10 protein-coding genes are annotated in these 20,147 nt (G+C 38.0%); 3 read left to right on the forward strand and 7 right to left on the reverse strand.

What is annotated here, in order from left to right:
* Positions 1 to 230 precede the first annotated feature (230 nt).
* The 5 genes from F6K15_RS06035 to F6K15_RS06055 all read right to left on the reverse strand — a co-directional run bounded on the left by F6K15_RS06035 (position 231) and on the right by F6K15_RS06055 (position 3,815).
* Complete coding sequence (locus F6K15_RS06035) at positions 231 to 1,346, reverse strand: pentapeptide repeat-containing protein (RefSeq protein ID WP_293058376.1); 1,116 nt, start codon at positions 1,344 to 1,346, stop codon at positions 231 to 233.
* 511 nt (positions 1,347 to 1,857) lie between these two features.
* The gene (locus F6K15_RS06040; RefSeq protein WP_293058378.1) at positions 1,858 to 2,019 is read right to left on the reverse strand and encodes a hypothetical protein; all 162 of its coding nucleotides are present in this window, start codon (positions 2,017 to 2,019) and stop codon (positions 1,858 to 1,860) included.
* 94 nt (positions 2,020 to 2,113) lie between these two features.
* Entirely contained in the window at positions 2,114 to 2,557 is a 444-nt protein-coding gene (locus F6K15_RS06045) for a peptidoglycan-binding protein (RefSeq protein ID WP_293058380.1), read from the reverse strand.
* A 298-nt stretch (positions 2,558 to 2,855) separates the two neighbouring features.
* Positions 2,856 to 3,299: a peptidoglycan-binding protein gene (locus F6K15_RS06050; protein WP_293058382.1), complete on the reverse strand. Its 444-nt coding sequence runs from the start codon at positions 3,297 to 3,299 to the stop codon at positions 2,856 to 2,858.
* A 138-nt stretch (positions 3,300 to 3,437) separates the two neighbouring features.
* Positions 3,438 to 3,815 carry a peptidoglycan-binding protein gene (locus F6K15_RS06055; RefSeq protein ID WP_293058384.1) on the reverse strand — a complete coding sequence of 126 codons (378 nt, stop codon included), beginning with the start codon at positions 3,813 to 3,815 and terminating at the stop codon, positions 3,438 to 3,440.
* Positions 3,816 to 4,008: 193 nt separating this feature from the next.
* On the opposite strand from F6K15_RS06055, the gene F6K15_RS06060 reads away from it, so the two are divergent.
* Both F6K15_RS06060 and F6K15_RS06065 read left to right on the forward strand, forming a co-directional pair.
* On the forward strand, positions 4,009 to 5,334 hold the full coding sequence (locus tag F6K15_RS06060) for an AAA-like domain-containing protein (RefSeq protein ID WP_293058386.1): 1,326 nt from the start codon (positions 4,009 to 4,011) through the stop codon (positions 5,332 to 5,334).
* Between the two features lie 386 nt (positions 5,335 to 5,720).
* A complete protein-coding gene (locus F6K15_RS06065) occupies positions 5,721 to 9,218 on the forward strand; it encodes an AAA-like domain-containing protein (protein ID WP_293058388.1) in 3,498 nt (1,165 codons plus the stop codon).
* Here F6K15_RS06065 and F6K15_RS06070 read toward each other — a convergent pair.
* Positions 9,215 to 10,171: a YHYH protein gene (locus F6K15_RS06070; protein WP_293058390.1), complete on the reverse strand. Its 957-nt coding sequence runs from the start codon at positions 10,169 to 10,171 to the stop codon at positions 9,215 to 9,217. The genes F6K15_RS06065 and F6K15_RS06070 overlap by 4 nt on opposite strands.
* A gap of 664 nt (positions 10,172 to 10,835) precedes the next feature.
* Between F6K15_RS06070 and F6K15_RS06075 the strand changes: the two genes are divergently transcribed.
* Positions 10,836 to 11,531: a hypothetical protein gene (locus tag F6K15_RS06075; RefSeq protein ID WP_293058391.1), complete on the forward strand. Its 696-nt coding sequence runs from the start codon at positions 10,836 to 10,838 to the stop codon at positions 11,529 to 11,531.
* Positions 11,532 to 11,569: 38 nt separating this feature from the next.
* On the opposite strand, the gene F6K15_RS06080 is transcribed toward F6K15_RS06075, so the two are convergent.
* The gene (locus tag F6K15_RS06080; RefSeq protein ID WP_293058392.1) at positions 11,570 to 19,069 is read right to left on the reverse strand and encodes a translocation/assembly module TamB domain-containing protein; all 7,500 of its coding nucleotides are present in this window, start codon (positions 19,067 to 19,069) and stop codon (positions 11,570 to 11,572) included.
* Positions 19,070 to 20,147: the final 1,078 nt, after the last annotated feature.

The following is a 20,147-nucleotide window of genomic DNA, read 5'->3' on the forward strand; positions in this document are numbered from 1 at the left end:
AGACAAGATATGTAGAAAATAGGACATAATGTCAAGCTTTATTGCAGCGAACGCGAACAAAAAAAATAGCCCCTAAGTATATAGGGGCAACGCAACAAAACACACACAAACACATACAATAAATAAAAATAGAAGCTAGTTGATGCTTTTCTTTTTTTTGAGATTTAATCATCTTTACCCCATTTAGGTTGCCATTCTGTAATGCACTACCTAAATAACTGAATTTGATATTACTCCTCATTGTCTGAATTAAAATATTGATTACAGCTTTTAGTAAGCTTTCGGTCTTCTTCAGAGAACTTCTTACAAAAATTCTCACTGTATATAGCTGCTTTCCAGTTATAGGCTCTCTTGACTTGTTCAGGGGTTAAGCCTTCAACATTTCTTAGGTCAGTTTTATTTAAGTTAGCACATTTTAGATTTTTCTGGTCGTTAAATTTTTCTGTTTCTGTGCAATTAGCATCACCAAATATAGCACCAGTTAAATTTGCTCCTGTTAGATTCGCACTACCTAATTTTGCTCCTTTAAATTCAGAAGCAATGAGGTCAGCTCCACTCAAGTTAGCATGATACAATACAGCTTCATTGAATGTAGCTTTAGCCAGTTTAGCTGAATGTTCTGTTCCTGTTTTTAAATCCAATCCAGTTAAATCTGCATTACTTAGATTCACTTGATTCAATGAAGTGTTTAACTTATTCAGATTTTCAATTGCCTTTATTCTTCCCAAATTTTGTCTTTTTCCTTCATGTTTAATAATAATATTCCATCCTTTGTCGATCACATCCATTTCTAACTGATTGTTCTGCATTTCTAACTGTTTATTCTGCATTTCTAATTGTTGTTTATATTGTTCTCTTTCCTCCTTTCCTTCATCATAAGCAAATTTTAATCCCCACATAGGAACTATCATTCCCACCATGATAGAAAAAAATCCTATATGACTTTCAAAATTTTTAAAATTAAGAAAAATAGGAGTCTGAAGAAAATTCCAAGTATCAATAAAATTATACTTCCAGCCTTGATAAAACTCTAGTATTGTTTTTTGCAGAAAATTACTATTTTGAAATTTTGTAGATTTTCTTAAATCTTGTAAATACTTGTCATAACAATAAGCCTTAAAAAGATTAGATAAATCTTCTGCTGGTATATCTATTTCTTTTGATAACTTACATAATTCGTATCTAAAAAGAAATGAATTTGTTTGCTTTTTTTGATAGAATTTTTCAAAGAATCCCAAAACTTTATTGTTGAATTCAGGTTTTTCTAATATCTTTTCTACATTATCTAGTGAATTATCTAAACTTTGTGATAAATTTACTTTGCGACCTGTTAGATTTTGAGTCATAACTAATTTAACATCCTTCATTAAATGTTTGAAATGAGAGCCTTAACGAAGTCAGAAGTCAGAAGTCAGAAGCGGTGCGACCCCGCGACGACGCCAGTCGCAAGCGGTCGGAACCCGCGACGACGCCAGTCGCAAGGGAACGCCGACCAAGAGAGGGAACGCGCACCAAGAGAGTCAGAAGTTATTTTTGTAACGGGGATTAGAGCAACGCTCCAAAAATATTGCGCCTTAAAAGGCGGGATTTTAGACCCATGTTATTTTGATAAGCAGACAAAAGTAACCAAAGTTTATATTACGATTCAATCATCTCTAAGATTTTAGGTTTTAGCTGTGAGAAAAATCCTGAAACTCCGTGATAACCCGGTTGTTATATTGTGACTGCTAAGTTTAAACAGAGTAATATATGTCACATTAATCTGAAACCACTTTGCTTGGCAGACCTCAAGAGTACCCCCTAACTCTATAGTGGTAAAGAAACACACAGAACACATAAAGTATTAATTCTCTAGCATTAGCCCAGATTCACACAACAAAGCCCAACAAAGCCATTATTCTGCTCAAAAATAAACTCACTGTAATCAGCTAAGTAATCAAGTCCTACTAAATTTAGCCAAATCTCTAAACTTAACCAGAGTGTTATTTTGACCAATAAAATTTTCCATCTAACTTGCATGGGAGTATTCTCCTCAAATCTCACTGTCTGAATAACTGAAGTCAGAAGTGGGAGCAGTAAACTCCCACACTTGGATAATACAACCTAAAAATCGTTAGTCTTGAATCATAGTGCTCATCAGAGCATACCAAGTTAAAGGACCGACAATGCCATCAACTTCTAAGGTCGTATTTTTTTGGAATTCCTTGACAGCTGCTTCAGTGTTGGAACCAAAAATACCATCTACAACTAGAGAATAGCCCATTTCATTCAGGATCATTTGCAGACGTTTAACATCATCACCGCTGCTACCCCGACTGATAGTAGGAGGCACTAAAGCTCCCCAAGTTTGAGAACCAACTATACCATCCACTGTTAAATTTCGGTCTTTTTGGAACTGCTTAACTGTACTATCAGTGCGAACACCAAAGATACCATCTGCCACTAAAGAACCATAGCCAGCATCATTGAGAAGGCTTTGTATCAGAGTCACATTATAACCGTTGCTTCCGTTGCGTAAAACTGGTAAAGAAAAAGAACTTGAAACACTTAAAGTCATTGTTAATTCTCCTGTATTAGGATAGATGAGTATGAGAAATTATATTGATTTGGTCAGGAACCCCAGGACTAAAGTCCAAGAGTTTGTACATTCTTGTTGCGATCGCTTCAAGGAAAGAAGCCAACACCTGACCAGCTTAAAATATTCTTTGTCTACATTATCGGTCAGGGTTAAAGTTCTGACTGCCACGCTCTCGCTCTCAATAACATTCTTGGGAATGCGAACGCCAGTTCCATGAAGAACGAACCGGAAAGTTAAACACGGGAGCGTCGGTTAAGCCAGTACTTTCTAAAAATCGTTAGTCTTGAATCATAGTGCTCATCAGAGCATACCAAGTTAAAGGACCGACAATGCCATCAACTTCTAAGGTCGTATTTTTTTGGTATCCCTTGACAGCTGCTTCAGTGTTGGAACCAAAAATACTATCTCTAACTAGAGAATAGCCCATTTCATTCAGGATACTTTGCAGACGTTTAACATCATCACCGCTGCTACCCCGAGCAATAGTAGGAGGCAGTAAAGCTTCCCAAGTTTGAGAACCAACTATACCATCCACTATTAAATTTCGGTCTTTTTGGAACTGCTTAACTGTACTATCAGTGCGAACACCAAAGATACCATCTTCCACTAAAGAACCATAGCCAGCATTATTGAGAAGGCGTTGTATCAGAGTCACATTATAACCGTTGCTTCCGTTGCGTAAAACTGGTAAAGATAAAGAACTTGAAACACTTGAAGTCATTGTTAATTCTCCTGTATTAGGATAGATGAGTATGAGAAATTAGATCGATTTGGTCAGGAACCCCAGGACTAAAGTCCAAGAGTTTGTACATTCTTGTTGCTAAATATCTAGAGATGTAGCAACAAGAGTGTTTAAGTTTTAATAGGTGTATTTGAAGATAGCATCACCTAATGCTTTCCATGTTTCAGGACCTACCACTCCATCTACTTTGATGTCAGGTGATGGAAAAGGAAAAGTAGCGTTATAATTTTCCTGAAACTCAGTTACTATTTGTTGGCATTGACTATCGTAGTTGGCATCAAATCTCACGTTACTTGTAATCAGAGATGGTCTACCTTGTTGGAGACCAAACCAATAGATTGAGGATAGTAACTGTTCAAGAAAGCGAACAGCATCTCCGCTATCACCCTCTTTTAAAGTAGGTAAAGTTGATACAGGCATTGTTGATACAGGCATTGTTCCTTCAGGCATTGTTGATACAGCCATTGTTCCTTCAGGCATTTTTGATACAGCCATTTGATAAAATTCCTTATTGCTTCATTACAAACAACAGAGTTCAGTTTTGTTGAACATCAAGCTCGACTTCTTTGAACCTCATATATTCATTAAATTTCACTGCATACTGACTTATCGCCTGAGAAGATCTGACTTGTGACTGACTTTTAGTTAATCAATGGTAAAGTATATGTAGTAGTTAGATTTAGGAGCCATGCCAAGGTCACTTAAAGTTCGTCAAGGTTGCATTGAAAAAGTTAAACTAGCAGTCAGGCGTAATGGCTTTCCCAGCCAGCGAGCTTTGGCTGAGGATGTCGGCTTGGCTTTGGCCACAGTCAGTAATTTCCTCACGGGTAAACCTGTTGACTTTACGACTTTTGAAGAACTTTGCAGTAAATTGATGTTTTCGTGGAGAGAAATCGCTGATTTAGATTTTGATGTGCCATCCCAGACAAGCAATTTTAATCCTGAAACCCCTAAGTTCAGCGATGTCAACCCGGACAAGTCGCCTCCCTACCCCAACGGCCCAGTCCCCCTAGATTCTCATTTTTATATCGACCGTCCCCCGATGGAACAACTGAGCTGCAATGAAATTCTTAAACCCGGAAGTGTTACTCGCATTCAAGCACCTCGGAAAATGGGAAAAAGTTCCCTGTTGCTCAGAATTTTAGCTTTTGCTCAACAACAGAGCTACAAAATAGTAAAAATAGACTTTCAGGAAGCAGATAAGGCCGTTTATGCTCACTTAAATAAATTCTTACGCTGGTTTTGTGCGAATATAGCTCGCCAGCTACAACTACAACCTATTCTAGACGAATATTGGGACGAGGAGATGGGTAGTAAAGTAAGTTGCGGGATTTATTTTGAAGGGTATTTGTTAGGGCAAGTAGACACCCCCATAGTTTTGGTCTTAAACGAAATTAATTTCGTTTTTGAACATCCGGACATCGCTGAAGAATTTTTACCCCTGCTACGATTTTGGCACGAACAAGCAAGGCAAAGTACGCTATTTCAAAAACTGCGTTTAGTTGTAGTTCACTCTACAGAAGTGTATATATCCCTAGATATTAATCAATCTCCATTTAATATAGGATTGCCGATAAAGCTGCCTGAATTTAATTTCAAGCAAATTCAAGATTTAGTAACCAGACATGGACTAAACTGGACAGAAGGAGATAGAGTTAAGCAGTTGATGGCAATGGTGGGAGGACATCCTTATTTAGTGCGCATTGCTCTCTACCATTTGGCCCAAGCACAAATAACATTAGAAACATTGTTACAACAAGCTCCTACTCAAGGAGGAATTTATGGTGGTATCTTACGCCATCACTGGGAAATCATACAAAAAAAACCAACACTATCAGCAGCACTTCATCAGGTGGTAATGACGAGCGAGAGCGTCAAGTTGGACCCAATTGTGACTTATAAACTAGAAAGTATGGGACTTATCAAATTAGACGGCGATCGCGCTTACCCCTCCTGTCAAATGTATCGTCTTTATTTTGCTGGTCAATACCAACAAGAAGAAAATACGGTTTAATTCAGCTAACTAATAAATGATATAACCCACATTCTGTGCCACAAAATGTAGCAACCGAAGAAGGAGTCAGGAGACAACCCACCCCCGCCCCTCCCAGGAGGGGAACTCAGGAGACAGAATTTTAGAAGAAAATCATAACTGCCGTGATTGAGTAATCAATCAAGCAAGTATTTATGCGTAAACTTTTTACTCAGAATTTGGAGGTACTAATAACTGATAACTGATAACTGATAACTGATAACTGAAATGACTCCTCTGATCATACAATAACTATAGGACTTACGCAGATAAGCTATATATAGATCTCAAAACTATTGTCCAATAGTTATTTGACTCTATAGATAGTACCTTTGCGTAAGTCCTGAACTAATTATCCGGATACTATTATGACGTATCAAATTGGTGGTAGCCTGCAAGATGATTCGCCCAGCTATGTCGAAAGACTTGCTGACACTCAACTATATGAAGCCTTAAAACGAGGGGAGTTTTGCTACGTGCTTAATTCTCGTCAAATGGGCAAATCTTCCCTATTAGTTAGAACCAGACATAAATTACAAAAAGAAGGTATCAAATGTAGCACTGTCGATCTAACTAATATTGGCAGTAAACATATTACTCCTACACAGTGGTATAAGGGAGTAGCTGGCGAGTTATGGCGGGGTTTTCAACTGTTAGGCAAAGTTAATTTGAAAAAATGGTGGAAAGAAGAAGAAGATATTTCTTTACTGCAAAGATTGAGTCGTTTTATTTGTGATATTCTGCTCAAACAATTTCCCGAAAACAATATTGTCATTTTTGTAGATGAAATTGATAGTATTCTCAGTCTAGATTTTTCTGTAGATGACTTTTTTGCCCTGATCAGATTCTGTTATAATCAACGAGCAGTAGATCCAGAATATAAACGCATAACTTTTGGCATTTTTGGGGTTGCCACGCCATCAGATTTAATTAAAGATAAAACCAGAACTCCTTTTAATATTGGTCGCGCCATTGAACTAGATGGTTTTACATTAGAGCAAGTTCAACCTTTAGCAGCAGGATTAAAAATTGGAACAGGAGATAGTTTTGAAGTTATAAAACAGATATTATATTGGACAAATGGGCAACCATTTCTCAGCCAAAAGTTATGTAAATTAGTGGTTGAAGCTACTCAAGATTCAGTCAGTGAAATTCTCACCATTCCCCCAGGAAACGAAGAATTTTGGGTGGAAAGCATAGTGAGAACGAAGATACTGCACAAGTGGGAATCACAAGACGAACCAGAGCATTTAAGAACAATTAGAGATAGGATTCAACGAAATGAAAAACGTGTCGCAAAGTTATTAGGAATCTATCAAGCTATTTTACAAAGAAAAGAAATAAAAATAGATGACTCTCGAGAACAAATGGAACTAATATTGTCTGGTTTGGTAGTGAAAAAGGATGGTTTATTGAAGGTGAAAAACCGGATTTATGCGGAAGTCTTTAACACAGAATGGGTAGAAAAGCAATTAAATGTCCTACGTCCTTATTCTCAGGTATTAGAAGCTTGGATAACATCAAACAAAACTGACCCTTCTCGTTTGTTGCGGGGACTGGCATTAAAAGATGCTCAAAAGTGGTCTCAGGGGAAAAGTTTAAGCGATATAGATTATGAATTTTTAGCTGCGTCGGTAGAATTCGACAAGTTGGAAATCCAAAAAGCATTAGAAGCACAAAAGACTAAAGCAATTGAGGCACAACTGGCAGAGGAACAAAAAAGATTACTGCAAGAGCAAAAAACTGCTAAACTACAAAGGGTATTTCTGGCTGCAGTCAGTTTGGCATTATTAATAGTTTCTGGCTTGGGAATAATAACTTTTATACAATATCAACGAGCAGAAACTCGTGAAAAGGAAGCAATAATTAGCGAAATCAAAGCATTAGTTTCTTCTTCTACTGGAAACTACAACTCACATCAAAGATTAGATGCACTTTTGTCTGCAATTAAAGCTTACAGTCAAGTACAAACATTAGGAGAAGTAGACTCAAAGCTCAAAAACCAAGTTGAATTAGTACTTACGAAAGCCTTGTATGGGGTAGACGAGTACAATCGCCTAATCGGTCACAGTGCGGGTCTTTGGGGAGTTGCGGTTAGTCCCGACGGCGAGTTCATTGCCTCTGCTAGTGCAGATCGAACCGTCAAACTCTGGAATAAAAACGGCAAGTTACTGACAACTTTCACGAGTCACAATTCGGGGGTTTTGGGAGTTACTTTTAGCCCAGACGGAGAAATAATTGCCTCTAGTGATGAACAGGGGAATATCTTGCTTTGGTATAAAAATGGCAAGTTGTTGAGAACATTGAAAGGACACAGTGGAGCGGTTTCAAGAGTTACTTTTAGTTCCGACGGCGAGATTATAGCCTCTGCTAGTGAGGATAAAACAGTTAAACTCTGGAACAAAAGTGGCAAGTTATTGAGAACATTAAAAGGACATAGCATGAAAGTTGCTGATGTGGCAATTAGTTCCGACGGGGAGATTATAGCTTCTGCTAGTACAGATCGAACCGTCAAACTCTGGAACAAAAACGGCAAGTTGTTAAATACTCTAACTGGTGTTGGAGTCAGATCAGTAGCAATTAGTCCCGACGGCGATATCATAGCTGCTGCTAGTAAAGATCGAACAGTCAAACTTTGGAACAAAAGCGGCAAGTTGTTAAATACTCTAACCGATAATGATGGTATGATTTATCGTCTGGCCTGGAGTTCTGACGGACAAATGCTTGCTTCTGCTTCGATAGACACTACAGTGAAAATCTGGCATCGAGATGGGAGACTGTATAGAACTTTGAGAGGACATAGTGCTGTTGTTAGAGATATTGCTTTTAGTCCTGATGGAAAGACGATCGTCTCTGCGAGTGAAGATAAGACTGTAAAATTCTGGAAACTTGACAACAGTTTGTATAAAACCCTTACTGGCCATGAGGATTGGGTAGGGGCAGTCGCCTGGAGTTTTGACGGAAGTTTACTTGCATCTGTATCAGCAGATACCACCGTTAAACTCTGGCAAACAAATGGTAAGTTACTCAGAAGTCTGGAAGGACATCAGGCTATTGTTTTTGATGTGGATTTTAGCCCTAATAATAGAACTCTCGCATCAGCATCAGCAGACCGTAGCATTAAACTCTGGCAAACAAATGGCAAGTTGCTGCAAACCCTTGAGAAAAATGTTGTTTTTTGGGGGGTTGCCTTTAGTCCCGACGGGGACAAAATAGTCTCCGCTTTGGGAAACAATACAGTTAACCTCTGGCAAACAAATGGCAAATTGTTACTCACTCTGACAGGACATACTGCTGAGGTTAAAGATGTTACTTGGAGTCCTAACGGCAAGATAATTGCCTCGACTTCTGTTGATAATACGGTTAAACTCTGGCAAGCGGACGGAAAGTTATTGAGAACTCTTACTGGACATAAATCGACAGTTAGAGGTGTAGTTTTTAGTCCCGATGGTGAGATTATTGCCTCTGCTGGGGCAGATAATATGGTTAAACTCTGGCAACGCGATGGGACCTTATTAAGAAGCTTTTTTGGACATGATGCTTCTATTTGGGGAGTAGACTTTAGTCCCGACGGCAAAATTATTGCCTCTGGTTCTTTGGACAAAACAGTCAAAATCTGGAACATTGACGGTACTTTATTAAAAACTCTAACCGCACACTCTGGTGGGGTTAGAGGAGTTGCTTTTAGTCCTGATGGCCAGATGCTCGCTTCTGCTAGTAGCGATCGCACAATCATTCTGTGGAATTTGGATCGGATTCTTCAGCTTGACAAACTAGCTTATGCCTGTGATTGGGTAAAAGATTATCTACAAACCAATCAACAGTTAGAACAGAGCGATCGCCACCTGTGCAGTGATTTCGATTAATTCTTCGGCTTTTGCTTGTTAAATGAACTGTCGGGAGTGCCTTTGAAACACCCCATTACCCAAGGATATGAGTCTGTGACAAAGTAACCGTATATCCCATTGATTGTCATACCATTACATTCATCTAAATCTCCTAATTCTGCGACATATTCGTAATCATCTCTGTATGTTCCATCGTATATTCCACCAGGATTTATACCGTTGACCTCTTGCCGATCCCCTTCTTTTAGCTTATAGCTTGATTTAGCTTTTCTAACCGTGCCATTATCGTCAAAATATGAACCAAAAATAGGAAATCCATCGGCTGCAAAACCAATTACTGGCGAGACGATAGCATTCTCCGAATCGAATAAAGCAACAGGTGAACCATGATAATGATAGGTGCCATCTGGCTGTGCGTGTGCGTTGTGGCTATCGGTCTTAAAGTCACTCAAGCTAGACATTGGGTCAAAGCGCCACGGTTGCTCCATATCATGACAGCCAATTTTTCCGTTACCCACGCCATAACAGCCAGCTGCCAGTAAGTCTAATTTGACACCATTAAGAAAAATTGCATTGTCTTTAGTAAGCGATAGTTCTGTCTTTTCTGATGCTTGTTGTGGATTCGTTGTAACTTCATAAGTGACAGTTTGTTCAGACACCTTGTTCACAAATGGGATATCACCATCGTTGAAGTTATGGTTAGGTATAGCATTGGTAGTAAATATACATCGATCGCCACTAACTGAAACCGAGAAATTTCCTTGGAACGGCTTTTGCCTATTGATATCTTGTACAGAAGACCTGTAGTTGTTTACATAGTCTGCACAATTAGCTGTTCTTTTATTCAAAATCACGTCTGTAATATCAATCGCATTGCTAGTGTTATTCTGACCTCTTTCTGAACTGTTATTATCACTACATCCAATCAAAAACAAGACGAGCATTATTATGTAAATGTATTTCAATTTCATGATTTACTCCTAATAAATTTGGGTGTTTGAGTAGCAACTGGGATCGAAGTGATGTTAAGCCCAAAACCAAATCAAAGTACCGTACTTCTACTGGCTTTACTTGCAACATTTGAGATAGTATTTTTACATTGTAATATCATGTCCGGATAATTAGTGATAAAAAAACTTTCTCCTTCTTTTCTTCTTTACTTCCCTCCTGAATTCTAAATTATAAATTCTGAATTATGGTAAGCATTCAGCAGTCAGCCATCAGCTATCAGCTATCAGCTATTGCTTTTAGTTGATGATAAAAGCTTTGTTAATTCTCTTACTAAAAAAGTTAGCTCTCTTGCCTTTAAAGTCTACATTAATTTAAACACTTTTCTCTAGGAGGGAGTCTTGTTGCTGACTGCTGACTGCTAATAGCTGAATGCTTACGAATTATGAGTAGTTTGTTTACAACTGTTCAACCGAACATGATATAAGTGCCGATCCTTTTAATTGATATTCTAGCAGTAGAAGTAAAGGGCGCGGACATATATATACTTTTTTTTTATCAAGTACATTATTATACCAAATTAGAATTAGATGAGCTTACCCTGAAGCGGATTTGTTATGATAGGCTATAATTTAATTCATTCCAGCATTAATAACCTTATACTCATTTCTTAAATCTTTATTTATAGTGAATTGTTCCATAGTTAGTCCAGGGCAAAATCTCCAATCTTGGCAAAAAACAGGGCTAGAATTAGTTGCCAAAATTTATGGTGGAGCTGATACCTTGAATAACAACAGCGAGACTCTAGGAAGTTTAACAGAGGAAATTATCAACCTTAATCAAAACTATCATGAGGTACTAAAATTACATCAAACTAATCAACAATCTCTCCAAGAAATTATTCCTCAACTTAACGAAGGAGCAAATAATTTTAAGTCAGCATCCCAAATAATTCAAGACCTACAGAATCAGATTCAGGTTAGAGAAGAAAGTCTGGTAAATATACAATCAGAACTAGCTAATATTGTAGAAACATTGAAAAAAAATTCCCAAGAAGGTAATACAGAGATTCAGAATTTTGGTAACAAGCTAATTGATAAAGTAGCCCAAAAAGTAGATATTAATAACCAGCAAATTCAGGCAGTATTAGAAAAATTTCAGGAATCTATTATAAGTTTAGATAATTTAGGCGATCGCTTGACTAATACTTTAGTTGAACAGGTAGATAATAACAATCTAGAAATTAGGATACTTCGAGGAAAAATTGAAGAATCTGTAGGTTATCTAAGTGAGATAAAAAATAAGTTTGAAAATTTAGAATTCAACTTAAAATCACAATTCCTATTTAGGCGTGTCAGTCTACTACCAATAGCTGATAACTGATAACTGATAACTGATAACTGAAATGACTCCTAACAAAATCAAAATTGTACTTCATATTCCACTGATAATACTGCATTATCATTAAAATTACTCCCTCCTCGAACGCGTACTTCATCATTAACTTGATAACGCAGAGAAAATTCCGTTGGTTCATTGGCGCCAAAAAGTCTAGTCATGGATACTCCTAATTGATTCGTCACATCAACACCTACCTCCAAACCCCAACCCAAAGAGGAAGCACGTCGCGCTCCACGTTTAGGAATACTTGCAGGAAATATCCGAAATTCACTTAACCCAGTCGCGGCAATAATATCCTGTTGTAAGTTAGCAAGAATGGTGGTACTTGCTACATTAGCTAATGCTAAATTCCTATCTTCACTAAGGGTATTAATGATATTACCGCCCAACAAACTAACTATTTGTACTTCCGATCGCTTTGGAGCACTGGTCAACTCTAGGTTATTTTCTAATTCTGATAGAGGTCCTTTTGCTGTTGCCATAATTCTAACTTTCTGACTGCTATTCAAGGTGCCTGGTGATGGAGCGTCTATTGTCTCGGATGATAATGGTGATGATGGGGATGATGAGCGGTTGGTCTCAAAAGCTGATGCTAATAGCTGTACATCTACAATGGGGTCTAGTCCATTAATTGGGGTAAAGGTAGCTGTGTTTTTATAATTGGGGTCTAAACGCAATTCTGTAGTAAATAGATTAATTACCCCTGCTACAAGGTCGATCTTACCGCTTGGACTAATATTGTTGAGGGTGCCGTTTATCAGTAAACCACCTGCAACTTCAAAGTTAGCTAGTCCTGGACTAATCATCAGTAGGCGATCGCTTAGAATCACCTGAAAATTATTTAGACCAATTTCTATGCCAAAATCAGGTGCATTTTCTCCATTTCCTGCTGCTGCTGCGAAACCTGCTGCCTGATTCAAAAATATTCTACCTTGGGAGACTTCAACGTTACCGCCTATTTCTGGTTGCAAAGCTGCACCTGTAATCACGACTTTTCCATCAATACCACCTTGAAAAACTCGTTGAAAGTTTATATTAAGTTGGTCTAATGTAATTGTCAGGGGGTTATTTATATCTGGTTCTTGACTGCCAAAGGGTTGAAAAATTGGTAAAACCCCAATGACTTCAACTTTACCATCACTAAGAATTCCTTGAAGTTCTTTGACTTCGATACGATCGCCCTGAAATAAAACTGTACCTGTTAGGTCTGTGAGGGGTTGGGGAAATGCTGCTGCTGTGATACTCATGTTTGCAAATTTAGCATATCCTTCTGGTTCTGGTTGTTGTAATGTTCCTTTGACCTGCAATAATATATCTCCTTGACCGGAGTTTAATGTTACTTGGTCGGTCAAGATATTAACTATCTGTAACGCATCATTTTTAATATTGACGCTGACGTTAATTAGATCGCTACCTGCGGAAACTTGAGCAAATGGTAAGTCTATGGGTATATCACCTCTATACAAAATTGGGTCTCCAATTATAGAAATACCTCCACCAAAACGCAGGCGTCCGGTGTTGTAACTAAATTCTGTTTGTGCTTTTTCAATGGGTTTTTCGTTTAAGGTGCCGTCTACTATATTGATTTCACCTACAGCTCTGGGGTCTTCAAAATTTCCTCCTATTTCTGTTTCGGCATTCAAAATTCCTGTAATATTAACATTGATGTTTGGTGGTATATAATTTTGGGCAAATTTCTGTATTTCTGCTAAATCTATATTTTCTAGTTGTAATTTCCCAGTCTGATTTTCTGGACTCAAATCTCCATTAAATGCTAATAATGTTTCTCCTACTTGTACTTCTAGTGGTTTGACTGTCAGCACTTCGTTTTCATACTGACCTTCTAGTAGAAATTTATCGATTTTGTAGGGTCCCCAACTCCAGTCGCTACCATTGATGTCAAATTTGCCGTCAATACCAGACTGCCAAGTTCCTTCTGCTGCTACTTCTGCTGAAAAAGTAATATCTAGGTCTGCAAGGGGTGGTATTTGTATGGGAATATTTGGTTGTTGACTTTCTTGTTGTTGTTTTAGCAAGGCTTGAATTTCGGCAAACCGACGCAGTTGGGAAATTACTGGTGTATTTTCTGGAAAACCTACTGCGACTGGTTGTACATCTTCAGCGTTGGCATAATTTGGAGTTGCTATACCTCGCGCAATATCTTCTAAGTTAAACCATTGGAGGGCGGTTAAAATATCTTGAGCTTCACCTTTTTCAATTTTTAGGTTGCCAGCAAATTTGGGGTCGAAATTGGCAGCGGGAGAATTAATATCGACCATTGCTTGTAGGATATATCGACTGTCACCTAATAATAATGTACCGTCATTGAGAGTTCCTACACCTTTGGCAAAATTTATATCTGCGGTGAAACTTTCTGCATCTATATAACCAATGCTAGGTTTGGCAACTGCAAGATTTCCGTTTGCGGTGATGGAGTTCAGGTCAAATGTTCTCAGACCAGATATTGCTATTTTGGCGGATGCTTCCCCGGAAACTGGACCGATATCAAATTGTGCTGCTGGCGCTATATCTAATAATTCGACAGGAAATTGCTCTAATGTTACTAGGAGGTTTTCTCCTTCTGTGACTCCTGCGAGTTTTGCTTCGTCGCGTTGAATTAAGAAAGCAGTGGGAAAATAGGTTTGCTCAAATCGATCTAATACTAATTCTAGACGGTCTTGTTCGCCTGCAATTTTAAATGTTACTCCATCAGTTATTCCTGCATTTAATTTTCCTGATAAAACGGAATCAAAATCTACTGAATTTACGGTTAAGTTTCGCAAGACTACATCACCAACTAAACTTAAATCTTCGATAGATTGACCGATGACTTTACCATCAAAGTTGACTCTACCTGTTAATAATTCTCCTTTTTTTTCTATGGGTAAATTTTGTGCTTGTGCTAATTTTTCTATTGGCAGAGATTCTAAGTCAAAATCTGATAAGTTGACATTAATATTAATTCCCGAAATTGTCGGTGGTTTTTGCTGTGGAAAATCTACCCCTACTACTCCATTAGCATTAACGTTTGGCGGGATAGAAACTTTTTCTATTTCTACTTGTTTACCTTTCCAGTCAAACAGAGAATTAAGAGGTTGTTGAATAACTGGTAATTCTGAAAGTGTTAATTTTGCTTGAGCTGCTATTGCTTCTGGAGATAAATTTGCTAGGGTTCCAGATAGGTCAATATTTGTATTTAAAAAGCCACCAATTAATGGTAAATTTTCAGCTTGCCCTAATAATTTTTGTACTTGCCTGATACCTGCAACGGCTGGTTTTGTTTGTTCTTGTTTTTCCAATGCTGCTGAAAATTGCTCTAAAGGAATTTGCTCTCCTACTACAGCAGTTTGCCATTTTTTACCTACTAATTCTCCAGTAATATTAACTGCTCCACCATTTGTTAAAATTACTTTTCCTTCCGTTTCAGCAGCTATAGCTTCTGGGTTTAAATTTTCTAAATTTCCGGCGACTTTAGCACTACCGAGAATATTCCCATTTATTGTTTCTAAATAAGGTAAAGCTTCTGGAGGAACTACTCCAATTTCTTGAGCTATTTTTTTGACAAAACTCAATGGAATAGGTTCGGCGATCGCTGAGGCTGTAAAATTACCATTATCTAATTTTCCTGTGGCATTAATTGTATTATTTCCAATAATTAACTTTCCGGTTCCATCGGCAGCTATTGCTTGAGGATTCAGATTATTTAAGTTGCCAAATACGCTCAGATTACCAAATATTTCTCCTTCAATTCCTGGCGGTAGGGGCGAATGGCATTCACCCTGACAGACCATAGCAATTAAACCAGTTTTTCTGACCGTTTCTTCCAAATAACGTAAAGCAATATTTTCTGTTTCTACATTTGCAAAAAAGTTTCCTCGTTCGAGCCTTCCATCAATATCAACAGTATTTTTATCAATAAATAACTTAGTATTAGTATCTGCGGTAATTGCTTCTGGAGATAAATTATTTAAACTACCAGACAAATTAGCATTAACATTCACTTGACTATTTAAAGTTTTAATAGCAGGAATTTGAGCTTGTAAAATTTGAACTTGATTAGCTTCTACTGGTATTAATCCCGATGTTAAAACCGCTTCCCCTAAATCTAAAAGAGGATTTACTGCCAATTTACTGCTATTAACTGAAGCTTGAAAATTGCCATTATTTAATTTACCCGTAGCGTTAACAGTTCCTCCAGCAATAATTACTTTCCCATCCCCATCAATAGCAATTCCTGCAGGAGTTAAATTATTAATATTTCCAGATACAGTCGCTTCCCCTTGAACTTCTCCCTCAGTATCTGTTGGTAAAACATTATTTTTCAGAGAAACAATTTGTGCTTCTGTTAATAACTTTTCCACCGCAGTAAGAGATATTTGATTAGTTTTAACAGTCGTTTGAAAATCACCAGATTTTAAACTACCTGTAGCATTAATTGTACCTTCCTCAATTTTGAGATTTCCAACTAAATCTCCTGCTATATTTTCTGGTGAAGGGTTTACCAGATTTCCTGATAAATTAACCTGACCATTGAGTCTACCATTCAAAGTTTTTAGCCTGGGAATATTAGCTCTAATATTATTTAACTGTTCCTGGTCAGTAATAATTCCAGAATTTACTGCCGATAACCCCAAATCTAACAAAGGATTAAGTAGTAAATCCTCAGAATCAACCAATGCTTGAAACCTGCCATTATTAACCTTCCCATTAACATTAACCGTACCATTAGCCAGATTAACATTCCCCTGAAAACCACTCGTTATCCCAGGCAAACTTAAATCATTTAGATTAGCCGAAAAAGTAGCTTCACCATTAACCTTTCCATCAGTTTTACTAGATAAAATGGGATTAGCAGTAGTCAAAAAACTTGCATTTCTCCCAATTCTTTCCAAAGCACTCAAACTCAATTGAACAGCATTTCCCTTACCCTGCAAATTACCATTATTTGCCCGAGCATTAAAATTAACCTGACCGCCAGCAATATTTATTACCCCACTCCCATTCCCATCAATAGTATTAATTGAAAAATTCCTCGTGAGACCAGAAGAACTAGCTTCAGCATTAACAATACCCTCCAACCCAGATGGTAAACCCAATGGTTTTAAAGGTTCTAAATTATCTAAATTAATTTGATTGACAGTAACATTAAGCTGCCAGTTATCCAAATTAGCAGTACCATCAATATTAACCTTTCCCCCACCAACTTCAACAACAGTATTTTTAATATTCGCCTGACTATTAATAATGTCAACAGTACCACTCACCGGATAAACAGCATTCGGTAACTGCCATAGAACCTGTCCCTTCAGACTTTCCAAAGCACCAGCGATCGCCACTTCCGTAGAAAAGTCACCGAGAGGAAGAGGTGAAGTAATACCATATTGTTGAGCGATCGGTTCTAGTGGTACATTTTCTACCTTCAGGTTTAAGTCAACTACAGGATTAAAATTGCTTTCCTGCTCCTTACTGACTGACTCCCGACTCGCGACTTCTAACTTTTGTGGAACTGACTGACTCCCAACTCCTAAGTTTTGACTTTTGAAGTGAGGGCGAATGCCATTCGCCCCTACTAACTTTTGACTTTGTGGAACTGACTCCCGACTCGCGACTTCTAACTTTTGAATTTTGACTTTTGTTTGCGTTTGCGTAGCATCCCGCAGGGAAGCATGACCTAGGAAATTTTGACTTTGTGGAACTGACTTGCGACTCCCCACTTCTAATTTTTGAGTTTGTGGAACTGACTGACTGCCAACTCCTAACTTTTGACTTTTGAAGTGAGGGCGAATGCCATTCGCCCCTACTGAATTTTGACTTTGTGGAACTGACTTGCGACTCCCCACTTCTAATTTTTGAGTTTGTGGAACTGACTGACTGCCAACTCCTAACTTTTGGCTTTTGAAGTGAGGGCGAATGCCATTCGCCCCTACTGAATTTTGACTTTGTGGAACTGACTTGCGACTCCCCACTTCTAATTTTTGAGTTTGTGGAACTGACTGACTGCCAACTCCTAACTTTTGACTTTTGAAGTGAGGGCGAATGCCATTCGCCCCTACTAACTTTTGAATTTTGACTTCTTCCTTTTGACTTCTAACTTCGCCTTTCCCCGTAATTTTCCCTCCCACTACTGGAGTAATTTGTAAGTCAGAAAAACCAGCAGTTAAATTGAGTGGTTGAAATTCTTGGTTTAACTGCGGACTAATAGTAAAATTTGTCGCAATATCCTGAAATCTTAATCTATCAACCCTAGTAACTTCAGTCGTTTGAACTTTTCCTGATACCACTGGTTGCAGCAAACTACCAACAATACTGAAATTAGTTTTCACACCCCCATCCAATAAAGGTCTAATATCCTGAATTTGACTTCGAATTTGCTGAAGTTGCTGTTTAGTTTCTGCCGTTTCAATTTTGCCCGAAAGTAAATCAATTTCCGTAGTAACAGTATTAAACAAAGTTTCAAAACTGACAGGCAAAACCTCCGCATTCAAATTCAGATTAAGATTTTGAAAGTCTAAGTCCGCCGTTGTTTGCGCCGTACCGTGGAGTTTTAATCCAATATTACCGTAGTTGGCGTTTAAATTTTCCACCGTAACTTTTGGCCAAGCAACATTAGCAACCGTATTCAAGTTAACAGTGTTGCTCAGGAGACTGCTGTTAGCATTCAACTCCCGCAAACTAACTTTTCCCTGGATATTTTGTACAAGGTCAGCAACTTTATCAGTTAGTTTAACCTGAGTCCGGAGGTCTGCATTTAACTCCCCATTTTGCAGACTTACATCAGGAATATTTTCAAACGCTAATGCTAAAGGAACAAATATTGGTAATTGCAATTTTTGCGCTACAACATCAGCTTTAATTTCCGAATTTTTGAGATTAACATCAGCATCAACCTGAAAATTACCACCACCATCAATAACTTTGCCATTGAGGTCTATCAACCAACGTTGCATTTTGTCTTTAGAAAGAACCTCAATATTACTTAAATCTAACAATATCGGTTCAGAAGACTTTCCTGTTTCTGACGGTATAATAGTAACATCCACTTCTGGGAAACGTAGAGCTGTAATGTCAACATCAATAGGTGGAGGTGGTAGGTCTGCCAACTCTGGAACTTTAAACGAACCATCAGCTTGTTGTTGTAAATTAGCTTCAGATTTTCCAAATGTAATATCAAGCTTCAGGGTTTTGAATAACAAAGGTCCAAGAGCATACCTAACCTTAACTACCTCCGTAGAAGCAGCGATCGAGTCTGTTGAAGTTGGAGGTAAAGATGAAGGGCCAAATTCTAGATAACCAATTCTAAATTTTTTCAGTTCGCCCACTTGAACTGGCCTTTGGGTAAGTTTGGTTAGATCCTCACTCACCATTGGGGCTAATTTTTCTTGAAACCACCAAGTTCCTACTGCCCCCCCTGCTACAGAGACTGTCCCTAAACCCAGACCACTAATAATTACTATTCTGCGCCAGTTTCTAGACTTGGAGGTATCAGTTTGCTGATTAGAATTATCTGGAGTATTTGTCATAAGTAAATCAAAAGTTAAAATTTAAAAGTTTTATATTTGCTTAAAATATACAGGACTTACGCACAAGGTGAAATAATACACCAATTGTAGGGGTCAAGAGCCGTCATTCCTACTATATGTAGTGGTTATGCGTAAGTCCTGATATAACTGGTATAACAATTTCCATCAGGAGTGAGGTAAAAAATTCCTTTGTTTGAGAGAGTAGTAATTGGAGAAATGCGGGAATAGCTATGCGACCTCGTGTCGGCAACAGATATACCTAGTAGCGGACTCGGTATTAGAAAAGAAGAAAAACAACTGTACCTCAGTAACTTGAGAAACGCTATAGATATTATATTTTTGTCTCTGTGTATCAAGATTGTAGGTAAATTTAAGTTACTTATGCTTCTCCAATCATTAAATCAAAAGTATTATTATTTCACTATTTCAACATAGTTAGGACTTACGTAGATACGCTATATATAGCGCTCAAAACTATTGTCCAATAGTACTTAAACTCTATAAATAGTGCCTTTGCGTAAGTCCTGATAGTAGTAGACTGACACGCCTAAAAATGTAGGCTGGGTTGTAGCTTGCACACCAAGTAGCGGTACGGCAGTGCCCGAAGGGAAACCCAACAAAAGCTTGCTAATACCATGTTCTCTGTAACAATACGCGTAAATAATTCTTACCAAAACCTGAATTTTACTAATAGCTGTTATCTTTTATTAAGCGCAACTTCATGGAGAAATGGTATAACGTTGGGTTTATCCTAACGGATAAGCTGGCGCTAACGTTCCTCAACCCAACCTACTGCTAATGCACCATTTTAGATGAAACAGTCAAATAGTCTGATTTAAATTCTGTCAAAAATCTCCTAGCAAAAGGGAACAGGTCTCAGAGTTTTAAACTTGACGATCGAGCTGGAGTTTAGATAATTTCTGAAGAGTTTTGTATTAGATGTATCCACCAAAAGAGGGAGTGGGGAGTAGGGAACCCACCCCTAACCCCTCCCAGGAGGGGAATAATTTATAATTTCTGTGGGGAGAATTGATTTGATTTTTTATGATCACCAGATGTCTATTTAAAATTAAGATAG

The sequence above is a fragment of the Okeania sp. SIO2B3 genome, assembly GCF_010672525.1.
GTDB lineage: Bacteria > Cyanobacteriota > Cyanobacteriia > Cyanobacteriales > Microcoleaceae > Okeania.